This window comes from Microcoleus sp. B5-D4 (assembly GCF_036705145.1).
Classification (GTDB): domain Bacteria; phylum Cyanobacteriota; class Cyanobacteriia; order Cyanobacteriales; family Microcoleaceae; genus Microcoleus.
On sequence record NZ_JAUBTV010000047.1, the window covers coordinates 1 to 22,853 of the forward strand.

The window sequence follows — 22,853 nt, forward strand, 5'->3', positions numbered from 1 at the left end:
ACGGGCGGGACGCCCATCCCACTTTCAAGAGTGCAAGTTATTTAATTCTCATTCCTAAGCATCGATTATCTAATTGTTTGCCGTCAGCTTTTGAAGCTTTTGAGGAGTTGCGTCAATCGATTTTAGATTTTAGATTTTAGATTTTAGATTTTAGATTGACTTGCGCGAGATAAATGCTCTTTCTTGAGGATTTTAGATTTGAGATTTTGGATTGATTCCACGGATAAATTACGTGGCGAGTACCACCTTTGAAATTCTTGGTCATCACGACAAACCGGACTAATTCTTTTTTAACAAAACTCGCTCTCATAAACTGCGGAGCATATAAATTGTATGTTGTGGCAATGGGGTGAAGGGGAGAAGATTTGATGCTTTTCCCGCGTTTGTGAAAGATGCTTAAAAAATGCGCCAGAAATCATAACTTGGAAGTTTTGTCTAATTTGCAGCTTTGGTGATAGGGATGTGAAAATTGGCAGCGGCTAAGCCAAAAATCGATCCAAAGCCGCTTTCAACTCTTCGATTTCCGTATCGATATTACCTTCTTTAGCGGCTCGGGCAATGCACTCGGTTAAGTGTTCGTCAAGAATGATTCTCGCTACGCGATCGAGCGCGCCTCGAACTGCAGCAACTTGCACGAGAACTTCGGGACAGGGACGGTTTTCTTGCACCATTGTTTTAATGCCGCGGACGTGTCCCTCAATCCGAGACAAGCGATTTACCAGCCGCCGCATGGATTCTTCATCGTGATGGTGAGGGTGGACTGATTCATCGTCGTGATGGTGGTGGGAATTTGAAGGCAAGGATTTGTCAGTAGAAGTATCAGATATAATCATCGGGGTTACGAGGGCCATTTTAAAAGTTAGAAAAAGTTAGAATTCAGAATATGTTGAGTTGGTGCGGTCTCATGACTCATGTATTGTAACTGTCAAAATATATTTAGGATCTTCATAGTGGCAGATTATTGAGTCCGCACGATCGCACACCCTTACCAGACTAACCCAGACTAACAAAGATTGACGCTATGCGACTATTTAAGTTTTTTCGGCCCGCACCTCGAACCGGTGCTCGTTGGTTCGCCCTAATTTTAGCAATGACGATCGCCCTGAGTGCGTTAACAATCACTCCTGCACCCGCTGCCGCTGATGGCACCACTCCGCCCAACTTACAGTTCCAGAGTTTCCCAGCCACCGCCGCGAATCCGCAACTGTTAGCGCTGCGGAGTCCTGAACTCCCAGGGGATACCGGAAGTTTTGTGACAGCGGCTGTCGATCGAGTCGGGCCAGCAGTTGTCCGCATTGATACCGAGCGCACTGTCAGTCGCAACCTCGACCCCTTAATGGAAGACCCATTCTTCCGCAGATTTTTGGGAGAAGATTTACGCAGCATGACCCCCAGACAAGAACGCTTACGCGGTCAAGGTTCCGGCTTCATCATCGACAAAAGCGGGATTGTTTTAACCAATGCTCACGTAGTTGACAAAGCCGATCGAGTGACTGTCACCTTAAACGACGGCAGGACATTTCCAGGAGAAGTGCAAGGTACTGACGAAGTAACAGATTTGGCTGTTGTCAAAATTAATACCAAGGAAGTTAACTTGCCCGTGGCAACGCTAGGAGATTCCGACGCGGTGAAAGTGGGAGATTGGGCGATCGCCGTGGGGAACCCCCTGGGATTTGACAACACCGTCACCTTGGGCATTATCAGCACCCTCAAACGATCCAGTGCAGCCGTCGGCATTCCCGACAAGCGGCTCGATTTCATTCAAACCGACGCCGCCATCAATCCCGGCAATTCCGGTGGCCCGCTGTTAAACAGCAGAGGAGAAGTGATTGGCATCAACACGGCGATTCGAGCTGATGCAATGGGTATTGGGTTTGCGATTCCGATCGACAAAGCCAAGGCCATCTACGCGCAGTTAGCCAAGGGAGAACAAGTCAGCCATCCGTTTTTGGGGATTCAGATGATTGCTGTGACTCCTGAAATGGCCAGAGAGAATAATTCTGACCCCAATGCTCCTTTAATTGTGCCGGAAGTGAAAGGGGTGTTAGTGATGCGAGTTGTGCCAAATACGCCTGCTGAGGAAGCAGGGATTCGCAAGGGAGATGTCATCGTTCAAATTGACGGCGAGGGAGTGACTGAACCCGAACAGTTGCAAAATTTGGTGGAAAACAGCAAAATCGGTCAAATTCTAAAACTGAAGGTGCGCCGCGGTGTCCTGATTAAAGAACTTGCGGTTCAAACTGCTCAATTGAGGGATTTTTAGGGAATAAGGGGAAGGGGGGAAACTGTTAGAAACCCTTTCCTTCTTCCTTCTTCCGACTTCCCTCGGACTGACATCCGTTACATCCGTTACATCCGTTACATCCGTTACAGAATCCGTTGCCGAACTTCCTTCCTCTATATGACACGAGTTCAACTTGCCTATCCCAAAATTCCCGATAGTAAAAATTGCCCTCATGAACAATGTATAGCTTTCGAGAAGTACGATGGTACTAATTTGCATTGGGTTTGGGAAGTTGAACTTGGTTGGTATGCTTTTGGTACGCGCCGCAGTAGATTTGATTTGGATGAGATGGGAATTGCAGAATTTAACGCTGCACATCCAGGTTTAGAAGCAGCACCTGAAATATTTAAGAGAGACTTTGCTAGTCCGTTAGAGTCTATCTTTCGAGAAAATGAACAGTATCACTGTGCGGAAATTACTGTGTTTACAGAGTTTTTTGGTGCTAGCTCGTTTGCGGGAATGCACCAAAAGGACGATCGCAAACAATTGGTGCTTTTTGATGTGGAAACCGATCGCGGTATGGTTGTTCCCGATCGGTTTATTCAGGATTTTGGTAAATTAAATATTGCGCGAGTGATTTATCGCGGCAAACTGACGGGCAAGTTTATGGATGATATTCGCCACGGAAAATACGGTGTGGATGAAGGTGTTGTGTGCAAGGGAGGCCGCAATGCTAATAATCTGTGGATGGTGAAGATTAAGACTGATGCGTATATGCAGAGATTACAGGAAGTTTTTAAGGATGATTGGGAAAATTACTGGGAGTAATATCAAACTGATAGATCAACTGTCACAAGCCAAAGTGGGAGATATCGGCAATCCCCTTGGATTTGACAATATCGTTGCGTAAGTCATCAGGAATTAAAGTATATTGGTCGTAAGCTGTGGAGCATTTAAAGCACTAACGAGGCTTGTATGGTGCGTCAGGAGTGAACACTTACAGGACTTGGGAAACACTTCTGTACTGACGCACCCTACTATCGTCTTTTAAATGCCGAACAGCTTAATCAATAGACAGCCAATAAAAAAATCAGGGAGGATTTAGTGATGACATCTGTGCAGCTTGAAAAAAAAGCCATGACTGAAGAAGAGGTGGTAAAGTTATGGGAAGCTTTTAAAGTATTTGACGCGGACGGGAGCGGTGCTATTTCATCAGAAGAACTGGGTCAAGTGATGCGATCGCTAGGCCAGAGTCCTAACGAAACCGAGTTGCGCGACATGATCAAGGAAGTGGACGTAGACTTGTCGGGCAGTATCGATTTTGAGGAATTCAAAATGCTGATGGTGTCCCAGCAGGGCGATCGCCAGAGTCGTCTCAAAATGGCATTTAGTGTATTTGATGAAAACGGTAGCGGTCAAATCACCAGAGACGAGCTGCACGGCGTGATGAGCCAGTTTGGGCTGACAGAGCAAGAACTCGATGAGATCATTAAAGAGGTAGATCATGACGGCGATGCCTCAATTGACTTTAAGGAATTCTGCAAACTGGTACCCGATGAGTCAGAGATCACAACAGGATATCAAGACTCGCCGGTTCCGATTGTCAGTACACAGACAACGGAGGTTTCAGATAGTACAGCGGCTGCGATCGCAACTACAGCAACTGCTATCAATGAGGCAGCTTCTGCCACTATTGAACCTAATTTACAAGAAGCACCCACCGATAGCAATCCAGAAATAGCGCGGCTAAAAGAACTACTCGCGCAACACCCACAAGCTGAGAGCAAGCGCGGTACCTCCCGCTTGCAGATGCAGATTGGTTTGTTTCGTCTGATCCAGGGAGCAGCCTACCGCAGTTTCCGCGAGAGTTTTTCCGCAAACCACGAGACTCACCTGCGCGTGAGAAACTTGCCATACAGAATCGTTGATTTTGTGCAATTTGTCAGGACTGCGATCGCGCTTTATAAAGGATTGGGTGTAGTAGAGTCGGCGTGCAACCCTTTACTGGATGCAGTAGTGAAGTCGATCGAAGATGAATATGCCCGACTGCAAGATCGCATCAAAAACTGGAAGACTATAGAAAAAACTCCAGAAATGTTGGCTGAACAAAAAGCCATGTTGGAGGCGCGGGGTAAGTCTGCAACTGCCAAGGAAAAGTTTGCCGCGGGAGTCGAGTTTGCCATCACCATCAAGAAGAAAAGTCTCAACTTGCGTGACATCGCGGAGGGTGTGCTTGCCATCAACGAACTCAACCGATTGAGAAAAATGGAACTGAGTGAGGAAATGGCACCGCCACCAGCCAAATCTGAAGGAGATCCCAAAGAGTACCTGAAGAAGTGGAACCGCGTCATCCTCTCGGATGCCTCAGAGGAAATCGATGGTGCGATGATGCCAGTGGCATATTGGTATGAAGACTTTATGCCGAAGCTTTTGGCTGCCTTCAGCGTCAGCACAGCAGCAGACATCCCCTTGAACACGGTGCCTGACGAAGTGGCTTTAAACCAGTGGTACGAAGCTACCAAGGCGTCAGGGGAATTTGGGCGCTATGGGGCGGATGTTGTAGAAAGCTTTCCCAAATGCGCTCCAAAACAAAAGCTAATGCTCAAACAGGCATGGCGCTTGACGCACAACTACCTGAATGGGGTACAGAAACGGCGCGAACGCTTGGAGTTTGGGCGCGAGTCTGGCGAACTCTCGCAATATGTATCGTTCATTGACGTTTATATCGATCGCAGTGAAATAAAGAATTCACAAATGCGCGTCAGCTTCCCTTACTATATTGGCCCTGCGGTGTGGCGTTTCTTCCACACTACGGCTGAAATCGTCTCTACCAAAACCCCCCAACAGCAAAAAACTCTGGTGGCAATCTTCAAGGACTTCTTCAAGCTGTTTGCCACTATGTATCCCTGCCCCTACTGCCGCCACCACCTCAACGCCTACGTCGTGCAGAATAAAGAGGTGGAAATGTACCCTGTAGAGTACCTTGTGCTTGGGCGCGACCCGCGTCTGAATGACTTTGAGGTATCAATGGAGGCGAAGCTGTCCACGGTAGTAGATGGCGCTTCCCTGCGCTTATTCTTCTGGAAGCTGCACAATACTGTCTCTTCGTCAATTGCGCGATCGGAGGAGTGGTATCACAAGGATGAGAAAGCATTTTATACCACTCGTTATTGGCCCAGCATTGACTCTGAGCTAGCACGAGCCAAGGCCCTCAAACACATTAGCATTGCCACCGATCGGATGTACCGCCTCTACGGTATGCTCAAGCCTGCGGCACGACTGACAGGGGTGAGAGCAACTTTGCAAAAGCTGTTGGATAAGAGGGATGAGGAAGGTATCAAGGAGGCTTGCTTAGTTGCCCAAGATTACATCAAGGAGTTGGAGGAGGCGATCGTCACGGGACAATTCCTACAAGAGACATATTACTTTGACCCTGATCTTGTCGATCAAGCTCCCGTCTTTAGTCCTGAAGAAGAGGAGTTTGCTCGCAGCGGTGTGTTTGTAGAGGTTGCTTAGATATTAGTGAGTAAAAAGTTAAGTTTTTAAGCTTAACTTTTTACCGCTCCTACAAAAAATTAAAATATTAACGATCGCTCAATGCCTAAGCCGAATACCCATGCCAAAAAGACTCAAATCATTGAGGTACTAAAGCAGGATTATTTTCAAATGACCGCGCCGCTTCAGAGGAACTGGACACCAGAGCAACATGAAAAAAATCGATTGAGTCGTTCTTTGGCTGCATTTGCGATCGCCAATCTTGCCGATCTTACCCCTGCTCAAGCGGCTAACTCAATTGTCAATGGGGAAAATGATAATGGGATTGATGCCATTTATTTCGATCGGATGAAAAATTTGCTTTTGTTGGTGCAGGCTAAGGCTGGGAATGCTCCAAATATGGGTGATAATAAAAAATTTTGTGATGGGATTAGAGATTTAGTCCATCAACGTTTTCAGAAATTTAATGATGGCTTAGCGCGGTTGCAGCAAGATGTTGAAGATGCTTTAAATACTAACGGCGTAAAAATAGTTGGCTGTAATATATATCTTGATAAAAGCCTTAGCTCTCATGTGATTACGGATCTCGATCAGTTAAAAACTGAACTGAATCAGTTCGATCCACGTTTTGAATGGCAAGATTTAAATATTAGCATAACACATGGTTGGTTGACAGCAAAACAAGCGATCGCCCCTGTTGATGTAGTCTTGACTTTGGAAAACTGGCATTGTTTAGATCGGCCGCGTAGGGCATTTTATGGATTGGTTAAGGCTTCGGAACTGGCATCTTTATATCAACAGCATAATAAGTCGCTTTTTGAGAAAAATATCCGTTATTACCTAGGTGCAGAGGATGTTAACTTAGCGATGGCGGAAACTGTTAAAGAGCAACCATCTGAACTATTTTATCTCAACAATGGTCTGACGATTACTTGTTCGGCAATTAGTCTGCCATCGGGACATAAACAGGAATAAACTCAATTTACTTTAAAAGATTTTTCCGTCGTAAATGGCGCGCAAACGGTAGGAGCGATCGCTTCTGTTTATAATGCTAATGGTTCAATATCTGCTGATGCAAAGTTATTAGTTACAATTATTGAAGTGGGGACGGAGACTGATAATATTGGCGCAAAAATTACTGGGGCAAGAAATACGCAAAATGCTGTGCGCGATGTTTATTTTGCTGCGTTAGATTCCAATCAAGAACGTTTGCGACAGGAATGTATGGTATCGAATATTGTTTATGAATATCGACCATCGGCGGAGCGGAGTCAGGATGCGATTACGATTGAACAGGCGGCAGTTGCCCTTGCTTGTTTTAGCGGTGATACGGAAATTGTGGTTGCAGCAAAAAGAGAAATTAGTCAGCTTTATAAGCGTTATTATGATATATTGTTTAGTGATGGGATTTCAGGAGTTACGCTTTGTCGTTATGTGCGAATCTTTCAATATCTGGATGAAATTTTTTCGGCTTCAGAAAATGCTGCAACAGGTCAACAAAAGAAGTTTTATAAGCACGGTAGATTTTTTATTCTAGATATTCTTGCAAGACGCTATAAACGTTTGCTGAATAAGCATGAAGTTTATTTGTCTGAAGATGATAAAATGCAACTTTCACGAATTGGGTTAGAGCTTGCTGAGGTTGTTTACACTGTTGCTGAATCGAACTTTGCTAGTGACAACAAGGGATATCTTGCTATTTTTAGGAATATCACAGATGTTATGCCTTTAACGAGTGAAGTGATGCAGGAGTTAGATCGCAGGGATGCTCAGGCTTAAAATCCGAATATACCTACAGTTTAACTTGTGAGATAGATATTAATTATGAATAAGAAGCAGAGACTAGAATTAACCTGGATTGGTAAGGATATTCGCCCCAAGCTGGAGCCGCGAATTTTGTTGGAAGATCCAGAAATATCTTATCATGCTGCTCATCAGGTGAGTGAAAATGATATTTTTGATAATCGCTTAATTTTTGGTGATAATTTGTTGGCTCTCAAGGCTTTGGAGTCAGAGTTTACAGGAAAAGTTAAGTGTGTTTTTATTGATCCGCCATATAATACAGGCTCAGCTTTTGAACATTATGATGATGGAATTGAACATTCTCTCTGGCTTGGTTTAATGCGCGACCGTTTAGAGATTTTGCGTAATTTATTATCTAATGATGGTTCTTTATGGATCACAATTGATGATAATGAAGCGCATTATTTAAAAGTGATGTGTGACGAGATTTTTGGGCGAAGAAATTTTATTGCAGATATTGCGTGGCAAAAAAGAATTTCTCCTGATAGTGATGCCAATTTTTTGTCAGCAACCTACGATCATGTACTTGTTATTGCTAAAGATATAGCGAAATGCACTATCAATCGTCTCCCCCGAACTGACGAACAGGATGCACGATATCAGAATCCCGATGATGATCCACGTGGTTTGTGGACTAGCAGCGATTTAACAAGGCGTGAGTATCGTGAGCATGACTACTATCCAATCAAGCTACCTTCTGGACGAGAGGTTTTACCTGCTCGTGGGAGAAGTTGGTCTATTCCTAAAGAGAACTTTAATCAATTAGTGGAGGACAAACGGATTTACTTTGGAGCAAATGGTGATGCAATGCCACGACGCAAGAGATTCTTATCAGAAATTCGTGGCGGACTTGTACCAACTACATGGTGGGCATCTGATGTAGCAAAAAATGAAGACGGGAAAAAAGAGATTAAGGCACTATTTCCAGCAGAAGACAATGTTTTTGCAACACCTAAACCTGAATTTTTAATTAACCGTATTATTACGCTCGCATCTAATTTTGGAGATATTGTTCTTGATTCCTTTGCAGGATCAGGAACAACAGGCGCAGTCGCGCAGAAAATGGGAAGACGCTGGATCATGATTGAACTCGGCGAACATTGTCATACCCATATCATTCCCCGACTCAAAAAAGTAATTGATGGCGAAGATCAAGGGGGAATTACTAAAGCAGTTAACTGGAAAGGTGGCGGTGGATTCCGTTACTATCGTCTCGCACCATCCCTACTAGAAAAAGACAAATGGGATAATTGGGTGATCAACAAAACCTATAACGCCGCGATGCTTGCCGAAGCACTCTGCAAAATCGAAGGTTTTACCTACGCACCATCAGACACCTTCTATTGGCAACATGGCTATTCCACCGAAAGTGACTTTATCTATGTCACCACCCAAAACCTCAGTCACGAGCAACTATCCAAACTTGCAGACGAAGTAGGACAAGAGCGCACGCTACTTGTTTTATGTACCGCCTTTCGAGGCCAAACCGACATATTCCCAAACCTCACCGTTAAAAAAATTCCTAAACAAATCCTTTCACGGTGTGAATGGGGACATGACGATTACAGCCTAAAAATTGAAAACTTGCCAAAAGCACCCCCAAAGTTCGGACAATTAACACTATTTGACATGGATACCTATGATAAATAAACTGGTTAATAATATTTCTAATCGTCTCAGTCTGCGCCATCCCCAGCGCCAATCATTAGAAATTCTCCATCGCATTTGTAAACTCTTATCCCTCCCAGACATCATAGATAGAGAAACAAGTTTAGTTGCCATCAAAAAAGAATTCCCAACGTTTACTGACTTCGAGCGCGACTTTCCATCCCTATGTTTTGCCCTAGCCACAGGTGTTGGTAAAACTCGACTCATGGGCGCTTTTATTAGTTACTTATACCTAGCATATAACATTAAAAACTTCTTTATCCTTGCCCCAAACCTGACCATTTATAACAAACTAATTACCGATTTCACGCCCAACACCTCAAAGTATGTATTTACGGGTATCTCTGAATTTGCGCTCTCTCCACCAGTCATCATCACAGGTGACAACTATGAAATGAATGCGCGAACGATCTTAGATCAACAAATTTCATGCAAAATTAATATTTTCAATATCTCAAAAATTAACTCGGAAGTACGCGGCGGTAAAAGCCCCAAAATCAAACGACTATCCGAATATATTGGCGAAAGCTATTTTGATTACTTGTCTCAATTAAAAGACCTCGTAATTCTAATGGATGAATCGCACCGATATCGCGCATCAGCAGGAGTTCGCGCTATTAATGAATTAAAACCATTAATGGGGCTAGAACTTACCGCCACACCCTTTATCGAAACCAATAAAGGTTCACTAGCCTTCAAAAATGTCATCTATGACTATCCCCTCGGACGTGCCATAACCGATGGATTTATTAAAGATCCAGCAGTCGTCACCCGCAAAGATTTTAACCCTAGGGCAATGTCACCAGACGCGATCGAGCGTCTTAAACTAGAAGACGGCATCTATCTCCATGAAAATATTAAAGCTGAATTAGAAACCTATGCTATTCAAACTGGAAAACAAATTGTTAAACCCTTTTTGTTAGTGATTGCCCGTGACACTACCCACGCCTCAAAACTCATGGAACTCATTCAATCTGATGAATTTTCCGAAGGAAATTATAAACATAAAGTTATTCAAGTTGATTCTAGTAAAACGGGCGCTCAAGAAGATGAAATGGTAGAGCGATTGCTGAAAGTAGAACATACCGATGAACCTACTGAAATAGTTATCCATGTAAATATGCTCAAAGAAGGTTGGGATGTCACCAACCTCTATACAATTGTCCCTCTGAGAGCCGCAAATTCTAAAATCCTGATCGAGCAATCTATTGGAAGGGGCTTGCGTTTGCCCTATGGAATGCGTACAGGTGTAGAAATTGTCGATCGCCTAAATATCGTCGCCCATGACAAGTTTCAAGAAATTGTCGATGAAGCAAAGCGCCCAGAATCCCAAATCCGCCTGAAACAAATTATCCTCACAGATGAAGACTTACAGCAAAAGACACAAACAGTAATTTCGCGATCGCAACTAGCCCAAAATCTAGGACTTCACACCGAACCACCCATTAATTTACCTGATAATTTACCTGCAAGCGAACCCCAAAATATTCAACAATCCCTATTTCAATCACCTATAGAACAAAAGATTGCACAGCTTACATACCAAGAAATCCTAAAGCTTGAAAGCCGCCCCGAAGAAGTCCCAACCACCGCCCATCTTGCATCCCCAAAAGTTCAGGGAAGGGTGCGCGAAGCCGTAGCTAGAGAATATCAACCCGCACAAATGGAACTTGAAGGTATAATAGCCCCTCCAGATATTGAAGCGATCGTGGCGAAAACAACGAAATTAGTGATCCAGCAAACCATCAATATTCCTAAGATTCTTGTTATTCCTAAAGGGCAAGTGCGATCGGGTTTCAGGTCTTTTGCCCTAGATATCACAGGCTTAAATTATCCCGTTCCCTCCCAAGAAGAATTACACATTCAATCGCTAACAACGAATAAAGTTGAATTTATGGGAATTATCAAAGAAAACTTTGAAGAATCACGGCTAGAAAACTATATTGTCAAAAATTTAGTCAACTTCGATGATATTGCCTATGACGAACACGCTGATTTACTCTATGACCTTGCGGGTCAAGTTCTTAGTCATTTTATGACCTACTTATCCGAAGAAGATACACACAAAGTTTTACGCTTTTACCAAAGGGAAATTGCCAATTTTGTCCATAGCGAAATGCAGCCAAATTTCTGGGAAGAAACAACAGGTTATGAAGTCGAAATCAGTAAAGGCTTTACAGCCCTAAAAGAGAGCGCCTACACTAAAAATGCTAAGAATTGCCTTGATTATCAATCTTCGCCACGAGACAAAAGCAATATGTCCAAATATCTGTTTACAGGCTTCTCCAAATGCCTCTATCGAGAACAGAAATTTGAATCGGAAGCAGAAAGAATACTAGCACTGATTTTAGAACGGGATGCAATCAAATGGTTTAAACCCGCAAAAGGACAATTTCAGCTTTATTACAAATGGCATGGAAAATATTCAGAATATCAACCAGATTTTGTGGCTGAAACAGAAGAAGTTATCTATATGCTGGAACCAAAAGCTCGAAATGAAATTGACAATCCTCAAGTGCTTGCTAAGAAAGATGTCGCAGTTCAATGGTGTCAATATGCTTCGGACTATATGCTAAAGCACGGTGGCAAACCTTGGAAATATGTCTTAATTCCCCATGATGAGATCAAAGAAAATATGACACTCCAAAAACTAAGCGATCGCTATACCGCCACTACTAAGGGTTAATTTCAGGGGCGATCGGGCTCTAAAAAGTAATCACTAGCCATGCTACCAACCGATGCCAAATGGCGAAATCTAGGAAAATATTTCAACTATCCAGAAATCCTTGATTACTTGATGCTATATTTTTAACCCTCCAGCTTTGGCCTTCCCCTACTCTTAAAGTTCTAAATATCGAGCTAAAATCAGTTGAATTTCTTGTATTTGTTGCAACTCCAATTGCCCAAGACAGCGCACAAGTCTGCGTTTATCAAACGTCATCGGATCGACGCACACGATAAAACTCTCGGTACTCAGACCATTGAGAGTCGAAGGAATCACAGGCAAAACAACAGCTCGTAAACCCTCGTTGGGAACAGCAGAAGTGATGGGTAGAACAGTTACCTTGCTGCGTTGATTAAAAGCAGTTCCTGAAATAATTACTGCTGGTCGAGTCTTGCGGATTTCTGTACCAACTGAGGGATCGAAATTCACGAGCCAGATGCTTCCCAGTCGGTAATCGCTGCTTGCTGCCATGCTTCATCCTCATCGGTTAATTGATCGCTCAGTTCATCCAGCAATAAACAGGCTTCTACCATTGCCTGCTGTTCTTGTTGTTTGCGCCACGCTTGCAATAAAAGCTCAATTAGCCGACTGCGATTTTCTACACGATCGTCAATGTAACGCACTAGCTCATCTGGCAAAGAGATAGATACTTTCATATTATTTATGCCACTTTTAATACTACCAATGGTAGCAGAAATATCGAGCAGATAGCAAACTTATGAAGTAGAGCAGCAGCAACGCCCATTCCGTCTGATTCCGATCGCCCCCTACACAAAATTAGCCGGATCTTGATCTCGCCGATGCTTCAGCAGAATCGGAGAACCTTGGCCATCACCCACCAAAGCCGCCGTTTCCTCCAAGGCTTCCCTCAGCCGCTTGGCCGCGTAGATCGACATATCCCGGGGCACATTCACCCGATCGCGCAAATACCGCAAAGCCGCATCAGAACCAGCCGGCGGCGTACAAACTTCGCCAGTCATCATCAAAGTTAAAGCACAACGCAAAGCCTCATCAAATAAGTTGTCATCAGCAGGATTGACTCGAACGATGTTGCGGTGGTGCTTAATGACGCGATGAAGTGCTTCAGCGCGGGAGGTTTCCGGTTCTGGATACATCACATCCGGCAGTCCAGCCCAAGGCCCATTATCCACGCGGGCTTTATTGAGTAGCATCTGAGGTTCGCCGTTTTCATAACACCCGCCCATCTGAGGTGGTAAATCGTGGACGTGGGTGTGAAAATCGCTCTGAGTGCCGCGATAGGTAGGGCGGGTTTCCATCGCCGCAAACCAGTCAGCAAAGCGCGGGTTTTCTTCCCGCATCGAGTAGCCTTTGTAGTAGTAAAGACTGGCATTCATCCGTTCGACGTAAGGCGTAAAGATGACATCTGCAGTGCCAAATTCATCGAGGAAATAAGGCCCCGGAGTGCTAGCCAGGGCCTTTTCTACCTGGGCGACGACGCTGATAAATTGGTTGCGGTTGTGCTGTTCTACTTTGGCTGAACTTGCTGGGTAGCACAGCCAAGAGCACCAGGCTCTAAATAGCAGTCGCTCTAACCGCCGCATGGGTATTACTGCCGGGTTTTCCATGCCCAAACCCAAGGGGCCGTAGACTCGTTCGAGGGCGATTAAAATGTCATCGCTTTCGGTGATGATGCGGCCGTCTAGTTCGATCGCCGGTAGCATTCCCGATGGCACTTTGCGCTTGTACCAGCTTTCTTTTTCCCCATAGCAGAACATAGTAACTTTCTCAATGCGGTAGGGGATTTGTTTTTCTTCCAGCCACAACCAGATTTTTTGGCAGTAGGGACACCAAGCATGGTTATCGCGGTACAGGATGACTCGCACATCGGATTCGGTTTTACCAAACAGGCGCAAGCGGGATTGAGCGTTGGTGGGGCCGTTTGTGCGATCGACTTGAAAGTCTGTAAGGGCTTCTAATTCTGTCCAGCTTAGTGGGGTCATGCGATTTTAGATTTTAGATTTTAGATTTTAGATTGGAGAATTGAAGACAGCGACTGCTTCGTGGCAATAATAAAACTTACGCAACAACTGTATCTGTAGGGTGCGCTGTGCGCGCACCTTAACGCTACCCATAAAGTATTCAACTATTTTTTGGTTTTACTCCTGAATAATATAGTTGGTTATCAGTTAAAAAAGGCTTTGAGGACTGAAGTCCTCACTACAAACTTAACTACAATTAAGGCGACAGTTGGGGAGGGGGTGGCGCGTCTTGAATTTTAGTCAGTGCTGCTTTCATTTCAGGAGTGGCTAGCAACTTTTGGGTATCTGCGATTAAACGATCGCCCCAGAGGTTTTCTTTGAGATATTCTACGGTAGCATAGCGTTTGTCAAGTTTCAGAGCTGCTTCTCCCATCGCTAATCCTTTTTCTTTGTCACCTTTGGTGTAGAATGCTACTGCTAGAGCTAGCATTGCTTCTGCTGCTTTGTCGTCGATCGCGATCGCCTGTTCCCAGCGTTTGATAGCGCCATTGGCATCTCCCATTTCGTATTTGACTAATCCGATATTGTTGACAGCAGGCCACAGGTTTTTTTCTAAAGCAAAGGCTTTTTCATATTGGGCGATCGCCTGATCAAACCGCTTCAGCTTATAAAAAGCATTGCCTAAATCAAATAATGCACCTGGAGTGTCTGGTTTGAGTTTTAATCCTGCTTGCAAATATTCAACTGCTTTCTCGTAGTTCGCTTTCCGAAAGTAAGCTTCTCCCAAGACAAATTTAATTGATGGATTTTCTGGTGACAGAGATTGAGCTTGTCCCAAAGCTTCAATGCCTTTGTCAAACTGCTCGACTTGAAGGTACAAGCTACCTAACAAAGTCCAAGTTTGAGCATTTTTGGGGGCTAACTGTGTGGCGAGTTCGGCTCTAGGTACCGCTAGTTGGTACTGCTGCAGTCTGGCTAGCTGGACGGCTTCTTCTGCAAGGCTCAAGGCCGTTTGGTCGAGCTGGGCTGAGTCGATTTGCAGGGTGTAAGGCAGGAGTGCCTGTGCGACAACTGGTTTGGGCATTGTCCACAAACCGAGTGCGAGCACCAGAGATAGTAAAGGAATGCGATTAGGCACTGTACAGCCCCAGAAAAAAATATAAGGGTTTCTCGATCGCCTATAATAACTCATATTTTTGAGTTTTGATATTGCTTCTTGACTCGGCACACTTCGGGGTTTTCATTTAAATATTTCTCAAATTATGTTTACATTCAGGCTTGTCGTTTTTATTCACTGTTTTAGACACGACTGATTACCTCACTACCACTAGGCAAACTTCTGAGTTATTAGCAACTTGAATCAGTTAATAAATAAGGCTTCGCGGTTGTCAGTTAAAGCTCTACAAAATTATGTTTTAGCTCATAATAATAGTTTATTTTTACTGATTTATAAACGAGTTAATTCCGCACTACAAACCTGGTAAATCCTTCATTTTCAAGAACTTGAGTGAGTTAATAAAGCCTGTTGAATTTTGTCTAACAATTGTGCTGCAGATAAGGAAGAAGGCAAAATTTTGGCAGATACTTCTTGCAGGAGAAAGTCGATCGCCTCGGATTCCGAATTTACAGCAGACCGATAATCCCAGACTAAAATTGGCAGTTTTACTGCCATTTGGCGCAAGTTCGATAGCGCCTGCAGCATAGCGGTTGATTCTGAGGGCGCATCTCGCAAACACAGCAAAACTAAGTCAACGCTTTGATATTGCAACTGCTGCAAAACTTCTGTCCAAAAGGGAGCGATCGACCCTCGAAATCCTGCGGTGTGGACGTACTGAATCAAAGCTTGAAAGTTGGGAGTAGAAAACTGGGAATTGGGGAGGGGAATCTCGGCCGCGGTCGATCGAGCGCAATGTTCCAATTCTCCCGTCGGGTTCCCCCCAGAAGAGGAGTGCAAATCCGGTAAAGTCGAAATGTCGGCAAATAAAATGCTGGGCTTCCAACTCATGCCCGCAGCAACTTGAATCACTTGCCACAAAGCACTTGGCATTAACCCGGTTGGTGAAGTTTCACTGTCGTCGGGACTGCTAGTGGCTAAACAGGGAAATACCGACAATCCTTTGACTTGATTTGCCAGTTGGGTAGTTCGAGGGTCTAAAGTCACCAAGGGGAGAGAACCCAAATTGCGAGACCGACTTAACTGTTCGATAAAAGCTAAGGGGTTTTGCAGTTGACTTGTACCATCCAAGACGATCGCATCGGGTCGCCAAATTCTGGCCACGAGTTCTGCTTGGTCGAGGTCGTCTGCTTCTAAAACCCGGCAGTAGTTGGGGTTGAGCAGTAAAGCGGAACCTTGAGAGGAACTGTTTTGCGGGCTGAGCCACAATACGGTTAAAGAACTCCTCACTTTGCTGGTACTGGCATTACTGTGACCGATCAAGTCTGCCAGCAGCCTCCGCAAAGCGGGTTCTTCCACCGGCAAGCTCAAAAAGCCTTCGGCTCTGTTGACACTGGCCCGTTCTTTTTCGCCTCTGGTGGCCGTGACGATCGCCGGAATCGATCGGGTATCTGGGTCGCTCTTGAGCAGCGTCAGCACGTCCCAACCCGACAGCAGTGGCAGCAGCGGGTTGAGGAAAATCGCTTCTGGACTAAACCTGCGGGCTTTTTCCAACGCTTCGGTGCCGGAACGGGCGACTATTACTTGGTAGCCCAAACCTGAGATGACGTTGGTTAAATCTTCGATATATTTGGGAACTGCTTCGACTATTAATACTAAACGAGAGCGAGAATTGGCGGTCAGAATCGGATATTGGGGTTTTAATAATTCTTCCTCAGCGGTTCCCGGTGTCGAGACTTCTTCACTGTTGTTTCCCGGAGGAGTTGGTGGCAGCAGCAGGGTAAATTGAGAGCCTTGGTTTTCGGAGGAAATAAACGAAACGTCTCCGCCGTGGAGCCGAGCTAGGCGTTGAGTTAGTACCAGTCCCAGTCCGGTTCCTTGAAAGCGCCTGGTGAGGGGGCTTTCTAGCTGTTGGAATTTCTGAAAGATTAGGTGCTGTTTGTCGGCGGGGATGCCGATGCCAGTGTCCCAAACTGTGAATGCGATCCAGCCTTCCCAAACATTTACTTTCAATCCGATTTTGCCGCCGAGTTCGGTGAATTTTAGGGCATTGGAAAGGAGGTTAACCAGCATTTGCCGCAGTCGCAGTTCGTCGGCAATTAAGTGGCTCAGTTCCGGTTCTATTTCGAGTGTAAATTCTATTTGGGCTGAGGGTTCTGCGTTTGCTGTACCGTCCGTTTTGCTGGGGGCGGGAGGGTTTTTTTCTTCTTGCTGTTGCAGTTGTTTTGCTTGTTCAAAGGCTCTTTGGCAGGTTGATGCTATTTCGACTGCTTCGGGAATTAGTTCTAGCTGCCCGGTTTCCATCCGGGTCAAGTCTAATATATCGTTAACAATTGTCATCAAATGCCGCCCGCTTTTATGGATTAGTTTGGCGTAGCGTGTTTGGCGATCGTTGAGTTCTCCGATCAATTTATCTTTGAGGAGGCTGGACAAACCGAGGACGGCGGTGAGTGGGGTTTTTAGTTCGTGGCTGATGCAGGATAAAAATTCGTCTTTTAGTCGGTTGAGGTGGATTAAATCTGCGTTTTTCGCTGCTAGTTCTTTGGCGACTAAATGTTCTTCGGTGACATCTTGTCCCATTACTAAAATTAGCTGGTCTGAGAGCGGCTGTTTGACAAATTGCCAGATCCGTTCTTGGCCTTTTTGTACGGGGCACTCGCAAATGTAGGTGTCTGGTTTGCCGGCGGTGGGACACCAAGCTGGAGCGGTTAATGTTGAGGGGGAGGCTGCAGCGTACAAGGGCAGCGGGCAACTGGTGGCTGCTGTTGAATCACGCGCGGCGAAGCTATCCCGCAGGGAATCGCCCGATCGACTTGCTCCTACTAGGCTCCTGCAGTCTTTGGTGATGGCCTCAAACTGCACGCTCTTGTATTCGCTTGTTAAATTGCTTGGTTTGCGGGGCGAGTGTTTACCCAAATTTGCTGCTGGTTCTGGAACTGGTTCTGGGCCTGCTCCCAGCAAAATCCGCCACGCTGCGTTTTGGCTGACTATTTGTGCGGTAGGGGTTTGCAATCTCAGGGGCAGGGGCAGTTTTTCCAACAGTTCCACTAGGGAGTTCAGGTTTTCCGAAGGTTTCAATCCTGCTTCTAGAAAGCGCACTTGAGCGCCTAGGGCCGTGGCGATGGCTTCGGAAATTGGTTTTTTTAATTCGATTTCTTTGACTGCTGTTCCCTGCTCTGTGAGGCTGCAGAGCGAGCTGCTGTTGAGTGCGGCGAATTGCAGCAGGCTCAGGCTGTCTAGCATTCCTAAAAATTGACCACTGGCATCTGTGAGGGCGATCGGGTTGTTTGATGAAATGCCCGCAGTTTGGCTGTTTTGCCGGGCTGGGATGTTCAGTTCGTCTGTTTGCAGGTACTGCCAGAATTCGCTGACGCTCATAGCAGCAGGTAATGCCCTGACTGGTTCGATCGCGATCAAGCTTTCTGACAAAGGTTGCTGCCCGTCGTTTGTGCGATCGGCCGCGCGGGCCCAAAGGCTGCGGAGGTAAACTAATCCCAGCGGCTGTAGCTGTTCGTTGACTACAGCGACTCGATCGCAGTTGCAGGAGCTGAAAATTGACTGCAGCGATTCTAGCGCACCCGTTTGGAGGCACAGCGGCACTGGCTCGATAAAATTTTTGAGACTGGGGGTGGTGAGTGGCATAACAAACCTGAGAGTCTGCTCGGGAGAGCAGTAATATTTTTGATGCTCAATGTAGCTGCGAATTTCTGTATCTTATTTGTTTTATATCAGTTCGCTATCAGGCTCGGTATCCGCACCGAGACGGGGGAGTTCGATGCCTACGCCTGATTTGAGGCGACTAGCAATTATTTTAAGGCTTAAGCTTAATTGCAGAAATCACGCTCAGGGTGCTTGACACCAACACCAAGGAGTACACTTTGATTCTTCCTCTGGTAGAAGCACATCACTTATTTTGCGGTTAAGATTGGTTAAAATAAATGTTGAGATGATTGTTAAAATGTTAAGTTTTTTGTAAAGGAGATATCAACTCTGAGCGATCCAGCACTTTCAGGCAACTTAGGTGGTGCACCTACAGCTTTGCTTCCTCAACTGTCTATCGGTATTTTTGTCCGCTCTGAGGAAATCGCAGCCTCTGCGATCGAGCTTTTGAGAGGCGAACGCTATGCTTTAACGCACATTAAGTCGGCAGTGGAGCTTTTGGGGTTCCTTAAGCACAATTATCACCTTGATTGTTTGGTTTTGGAGGTGGATGGGGATCTGCGATCGCTTCTGGGCAAGCTGCAAGAACGATCTATCTTTTTGCCTGCTGTGATTTTTTCGGCTCACGCGCACGTAGATGGAAGATCCGAAGCACCCTATTCAGATGGTTTTGAGGCCGCAGCCAGTACCGCCAACAAGAGTCAAGACGAAAGCTGTGCTTTTTTTTATCACCCTGCTGAGGTGCAACTGGCAATCGATCGAGCGAGCGAAATAGCTGCCGGTATTGATCGGGCGATCGCACAATTTCTGAAGCTTTCAACTCCGGTTCCTGTCAACTACCAATCCGTAACGGTCGATGCGACAGCCCAATTGACTGCTCAAAGTTTGCTCAGCCGACAGCAGCGGCGGCTGGCGGAAAAATTACGGGAGCGATTAGGATACTTAGGTGTGTATTATAAAAGAAATTCCCAGATTTTTTTGAAAAATCTGTCGGCAACCGAGAAGCAAAAGTTTTTGGAGCAACTCAAGTCAAGTTATCGCGACATCGTTTTGAATTATTTTTCTCAAGATACTGCGGTCAACAATCAAATAGATGAATTTGTGAATTTGGCTTTTTTTGCTGACGTTCCCGTGACTCAAATTGTGGAAATTCACATGGAATTGATGGACGAGTTTGCTAAACAGCTAAAAATAGAAGGGCGCAGCGAGGAAATATTGCTCGATTACCGCTTGACTCTGATTGACGCGATCGCTCATATGTGCGAAATGTATCGGCGATCGATTCCGAAAGAGACATCTCAAGGTAGAATGTAGAAGGGATTCGGCATAATTGAAGAAAGAAAAGGTAGAAGGTAGAATCTAACAAAAAATAAAGGAGCCGACAAACGGCCGCGCGAGCGCTAGGCTGAAATTATTATAAAATAACAAAGAACAGCGGATTTAAGACAAATAACAACTACAACTAACATCTGACAACTAATACTCAACATTTAAAAAAGTTCATGAGTCCTCTGAAGAAAACCTACGTTCTGAAGCTATACGTTGCGGGGAATACTCCCAACTCAGTCCGAGCTTTGAAAACCCTAAAGGACATCCTAGAACAAGAATTTCAAGGTGTCTACGCGCTGAAAGTCATAGATGTTCTCAAAAACCCTCAGCTAGCAGAAGAGGACAAAATATTGGCAACCCCGACGCTGGCCAAAATCCTGCCGCCGCCGGTGCGAAAAATTATTGGCGATTTGTCCGATCGTGAGAAAGTTCTGATAGGATTAGATTTGCTCTATGAAGAACTTCGCGAAGAAGACCTGAATTCATAAGATAATCAGGTAAGAGTCAGTCGATTTTAGATTTGAGACTTCGGTTGGGCGTGAAACGTTCGGCTCGCGCGAGCGTCGAAGCGTCGAGTCGCGCGAGCGTCGAACGATTTTAGATTTGAGATTTACTCAACAGATGAATCTGGGATGTGGAACAAAACTCTAAAATTTCTATCTTTCCACGACAGGAGTACGTGGCACGGTATCGGTTTTTGGGCGGGGTCATTAGTCAGCATTCAGCAGTCATTAGTTATTGAGCAAGAGCCAAAACTAAAAGCTGGGTACAAAGACTCATGATCGGCGGTTAATGAGTGACAACTAAAGAATACTGAGAGTTGACAAAAATCGACATGAATGAAATTAGTCAAACGGTTAAACGAGAAGGATTGGTAACGGCAGGAGTTGAAAAAATTCGCACGATGATTGAGGGTTTCGATGACATCAGTCACGGCGGAATGCCCATCGGCAGAACCACCCTAGTCAGCGGCACATCAGGAACGGGAAAAACTTTATTTGCCGTACAATTTCTCTATAATGGAATTACCCATTTTGACGAAGCTGGAGTGTTCGTAACTTTTGAAGAATCTCCGACAGATATTATTAAAAATGCTTGCAGTTTCGGTTGGGATCTGGCACAATTAATCGAGGAAGGCAAGCTATTTATTTTGGACGCTTCCCCCGATCCAGAAGGTCAAGATATCGTAGGAAATTTTGATTTATCAGCCTTAATCGAGCGAATTCAGTACGCCATTCGCAAGTACAAAGCCAAGCGGGTTTCAATAGATTCTGTTACCGCCGTATTTCAGCAGTACGATGCTGCATCGGTGGTGCGCCGAGAAATTTTTCGCTTAGTTGCGCGCCTCAAACAAGTCGGAGCAACTACAGTTATGACGACGGAACGGGTGGAAGAATACGGCCCGGTGGCTCGGTTTGGAGTGGAAGAGTTTGTGTCGGATAATGTGGTGATTGTTCGTAACGTATTGGAAGGAGAACGCCGCCGCCGCACCATCGAAATTTTGAAGTTGCGCGGTACAACTCATATGAAGGGCGAATATCCTTTTACTATGACTAATGACGGAATTAATATTTTCCCATTAGGGGCGATGCGATTAACTCAAAAGTCTTCCAACGTGCGGGTTTCTTCGGGCGATAAAACTCTCGACGAGATGTGCGGTGGCGGCTTCTTCAAAGACTCGATTATTTTGGCTACGGGTGCAACGGGAACCGGCAAAACGCTGTTGGTGAGCAAGTTCTTGCAGAATGCTTGTATGAACGGCAATCGGGCGCTGCTGTTTGCCTATGAAGAGTCCCGGGCTCAGTTGTTCCGCAATGCTTATTCTTGGGGCATTGATTTTGAGGAAATGGAACAGAAAGGAATGCTGAAGCTGCTGTGTACTTACCCGGAATCTGCTGGTTTGGAAGACCACTTGCAGACTATTAAATCAGAAATTGCGGAGTTCAAACCTTCTAGAATTGCTATAGACTCGCTGTCGGCTTTAGCTAGGGGTGTCAGCAATAATGCTTTCAGGCAATTTGTGATCGGAGTGACAGGTTTTGCGAAGCAGGAAGAAATTACTGGCTTTTTTACGAATACAAGCGACCAGTTTATGGGTTCTAATTCGATTACGGACTCCCATATTTCTACGATTACTGACACGATTATTATGCTGCAGTATGTAGAGATTCGAGGAGAAATGTCGCGGGCAATTAATGTGTTTAAGATGCGCGGTTCCTGGCACGATAAAGGAATTCGGGAATACACAATTACTGAAAGAGGCCCACAAATTAAAGATTCGTTCCGTGGTTACGAACGGATTATCAGCGGTTCTCCGACTCGGATTACGATTAATGAGAAGAGTGAGCTATCGCGGATTCTCCAGGGTGTTCAAGGTCAAGACGATGAGGATATTTGAGAGTTAGCAGTAATTCATCGTTGCTAAAAGTAGGTTGGGTTGAGCTAGGAAACCCAACTTTTTTAATTTGAGGAGTTTGTGAACATTTATAGCAACCGCGACAATGTTTGGCAGGTTCTTAATTGCTGAAATATGAGCTTTTATTGCCTATCGATCCCAATACCTAGAGTTGTTACACAGCAACAATACCTTGGGTCAAATCCAATACCTTGGCGATCGCAAATCTCTTGAATTGTGCTTGGAAAGCCAATAGCTGTACGATCGACCTCAGCTCGATTGGCAAACAGGTAGCCTTGCTGGTGTTAAAGTTATAGTAGGAGTGTATTCTCCTGAACTAGGTTGGATTCATCGCCATCGATGTATTCCCCTCGCCGAAAAAACTGGATTGATGTGGCCCGAAGAGCAAATGGATTTTAGAGCAAGCTTGCTGGCAATATCAGCAGTGGCTAGCAGCAGGACTAATTCTTCCTAATATCGCGGTGAATCTGTCGGCACGT

15 protein-coding genes and 1 pseudogene are annotated in these 22,853 nt (G+C 45.2%); 10 read left to right on the top strand and 6 right to left on the bottom strand.

Going from position 1 to position 22,853, the window contains the following annotated elements; genetic code table 11:
- Positions 1-479: 479 nt before the first annotated feature.
- Positions 480-833, bottom strand: a complete 354-nt coding sequence (locus QUB10_RS20680; RefSeq protein ID WP_333205205.1) for a metal-sensitive transcriptional regulator — start codon at positions 831-833, stop codon at positions 480-482.
- A 188-nt stretch (positions 834-1,021) separates the two neighbouring features.
- Here QUB10_RS20680 and QUB10_RS20685 point away from each other — a divergent pair, with 188 nt between their 5' ends.
- The 6 genes and pseudogenes from QUB10_RS20685 (at position 1,022) to QUB10_RS20710 (ending at position 11,876) form a co-directional block, all read left to right on the top strand.
- Positions 1,022-2,263, top strand: a complete 1,242-nt coding sequence (locus tag QUB10_RS20685) for an HhoA/HhoB/HtrA family serine endopeptidase (protein ID WP_333205126.1) — start codon at positions 1,022-1,024, stop codon at positions 2,261-2,263.
- Positions 2,264-2,401: 138 nt separating this feature from the next.
- A complete protein-coding gene (locus QUB10_RS20690; RefSeq protein ID WP_333205128.1) occupies positions 2,402-3,052 on the top strand; it encodes an RNA ligase family protein in 651 nt (216 codons plus the stop codon).
- Between the two features lie 279 nt (positions 3,053-3,331).
- On the top strand, positions 3,332-5,740 hold the full coding sequence (locus QUB10_RS20695) for an EF-hand domain-containing protein (protein ID WP_445300830.1): 2,409 nt from the start codon (positions 3,332-3,334) through the stop codon (positions 5,738-5,740).
- 378 nt (positions 5,741-6,118) lie between these two features.
- Positions 6,119-7,498, top strand: a pseudogene (locus QUB10_RS20700) (AIPR family protein).
- Between the two features lie 45 nt (positions 7,499-7,543).
- Positions 7,544-9,172: a site-specific DNA-methyltransferase gene (locus QUB10_RS20705; protein WP_333205132.1), complete on the top strand. Its 1,629-nt coding sequence runs from the start codon at positions 7,544-7,546 to the stop codon at positions 9,170-9,172.
- Positions 9,162-11,876, top strand: coding sequence for a DEAD/DEAH box helicase family protein (locus QUB10_RS20710; RefSeq protein ID WP_333205134.1), 2,715 nt, complete (start codon positions 9,162-9,164; stop codon positions 11,874-11,876). The genes QUB10_RS20705 and QUB10_RS20710 overlap by 11 nt, the downstream gene beginning before the upstream one ends.
- Before the next feature lie 153 nt (positions 11,877-12,029).
- On the opposite strand, the gene QUB10_RS20715 is transcribed toward QUB10_RS20710, so the two are convergent.
- The 5 genes from QUB10_RS20715 to QUB10_RS20735 all read right to left on the bottom strand — a co-directional run bounded on the left by QUB10_RS20715 (position 12,030) and on the right by QUB10_RS20735 (position 18,611).
- On the bottom strand, positions 12,030-12,386 hold the full coding sequence (locus QUB10_RS20715) for a type II toxin-antitoxin system PemK/MazF family toxin (protein WP_333205136.1): 357 nt from the start codon (positions 12,384-12,386) through the stop codon (positions 12,030-12,032).
- A complete protein-coding gene (locus QUB10_RS20720; protein WP_333205138.1) occupies positions 12,341-12,571 on the bottom strand; it encodes a ribbon-helix-helix domain-containing protein in 231 nt (76 codons plus the stop codon). Before QUB10_RS20720 ends, QUB10_RS20715 begins: the two co-directional genes overlap by 46 nt.
- A 111-nt stretch (positions 12,572-12,682) precedes the next feature.
- Positions 12,683-13,876: a glutathione S-transferase family protein gene (locus tag QUB10_RS20725; protein ID WP_333205140.1), complete on the bottom strand. Its 1,194-nt coding sequence runs from the start codon at positions 13,874-13,876 to the stop codon at positions 12,683-12,685.
- 235 nt (positions 13,877-14,111) lie between these two features.
- Positions 14,112-14,993, bottom strand: a complete 882-nt coding sequence (locus QUB10_RS20730; RefSeq protein WP_445300783.1) for a tetratricopeptide repeat protein — start codon at positions 14,991-14,993, stop codon at positions 14,112-14,114.
- Between the two features lie 357 nt (positions 14,994-15,350).
- Positions 15,351-18,611, bottom strand: coding sequence for an ATP-binding protein (locus QUB10_RS20735; RefSeq protein WP_333205144.1), 3,261 nt, complete (start codon positions 18,609-18,611; stop codon positions 15,351-15,353).
- Between the two features lie 396 nt (positions 18,612-19,007).
- Here QUB10_RS20735 and QUB10_RS20740 point away from each other — a divergent pair, with 396 nt between their 5' ends.
- The 4 genes from QUB10_RS20740 to kaiC all read left to right on the top strand — a co-directional run bounded on the left by QUB10_RS20740 (position 19,008) and on the right by kaiC (position 22,356).
- Positions 19,008-19,943, top strand: coding sequence for a circadian clock protein KaiA (locus QUB10_RS20740; RefSeq protein WP_333205146.1), 936 nt, complete (start codon positions 19,008-19,010; stop codon positions 19,941-19,943).
- Between the two features lie 188 nt (positions 19,944-20,131).
- Complete coding sequence (gene kaiB / locus QUB10_RS20745) at positions 20,132-20,446, top strand: circadian clock protein KaiB (RefSeq protein WP_006632119.1); 315 nt, start codon at positions 20,132-20,134, stop codon at positions 20,444-20,446.
- Positions 20,447-20,590: 144 nt separating this feature from the next.
- Entirely contained in the window at positions 20,591-20,740 is a 150-nt protein-coding gene (locus QUB10_RS20750) for a hypothetical protein (RefSeq protein WP_333205148.1), read from the top strand.
- A gap of 53 nt (positions 20,741-20,793) precedes the next feature.
- Positions 20,794-22,356, top strand: coding sequence for a circadian clock protein KaiC (gene kaiC, locus QUB10_RS20755; RefSeq protein ID WP_333056794.1), 1,563 nt, complete (start codon positions 20,794-20,796; stop codon positions 22,354-22,356).
- Positions 22,357-22,853: the final 497 nt, after the last annotated feature.

Coding starts and splice junctions, on each gene's coding strand:
- QUB10_RS20680 (WP_333205205.1), bottom strand. CDS start 833: ATGATTATATCTGATACTTCTACTGACAAATCCTTGCCTTCAAATTCC.
- QUB10_RS20685 (WP_333205126.1), top strand. CDS start 1,022: ATGCGACTATTTAAGTTTTTTCGGCCCGCACCTCGAACCGGTGCTCGT.
- QUB10_RS20690 (WP_333205128.1), top strand. CDS start 2,402: ATGACACGAGTTCAACTTGCCTATCCCAAAATTCCCGATAGTAAAAAT.
- QUB10_RS20695 (WP_445300830.1), top strand. CDS start 3,332: ATGACATCTGTGCAGCTTGAAAAAAAAGCCATGACTGAAGAAGAGGTG.
- QUB10_RS20705 (WP_333205132.1), top strand. CDS start 7,544: ATGAATAAGAAGCAGAGACTAGAATTAACCTGGATTGGTAAGGATATT.
- QUB10_RS20710 (WP_333205134.1), top strand. CDS start 9,162: ATGATAAATAAACTGGTTAATAATATTTCTAATCGTCTCAGTCTGCGC.
- QUB10_RS20715 (WP_333205136.1), bottom strand. CDS start 12,386: ATGGCAGCAAGCAGCGATTACCGACTGGGAAGCATCTGGCTCGTGAAT.
- QUB10_RS20720 (WP_333205138.1), bottom strand. CDS start 12,571: ATGAAAGTATCTATCTCTTTGCCAGATGAGCTAGTGCGTTACATTGAC.
- QUB10_RS20725 (WP_333205140.1), bottom strand. CDS start 13,876: ATGACCCCACTAAGCTGGACAGAATTAGAAGCCCTTACAGACTTTCAA.
- QUB10_RS20735 (WP_333205144.1), bottom strand. CDS start 18,611: ATGCCACTCACCACCCCCAGTCTCAAAAATTTTATCGAGCCAGTGCCG.
- kaiB (WP_006632119.1), top strand. CDS start 20,132: ATGAGTCCTCTGAAGAAAACCTACGTTCTGAAGCTATACGTTGCGGGG.
- QUB10_RS20750 (WP_333205148.1), top strand. CDS start 20,591: ATGTGGAACAAAACTCTAAAATTTCTATCTTTCCACGACAGGAGTACG.
- kaiC (WP_333056794.1), top strand. CDS start 20,794: ATGAATGAAATTAGTCAAACGGTTAAACGAGAAGGATTGGTAACGGCA.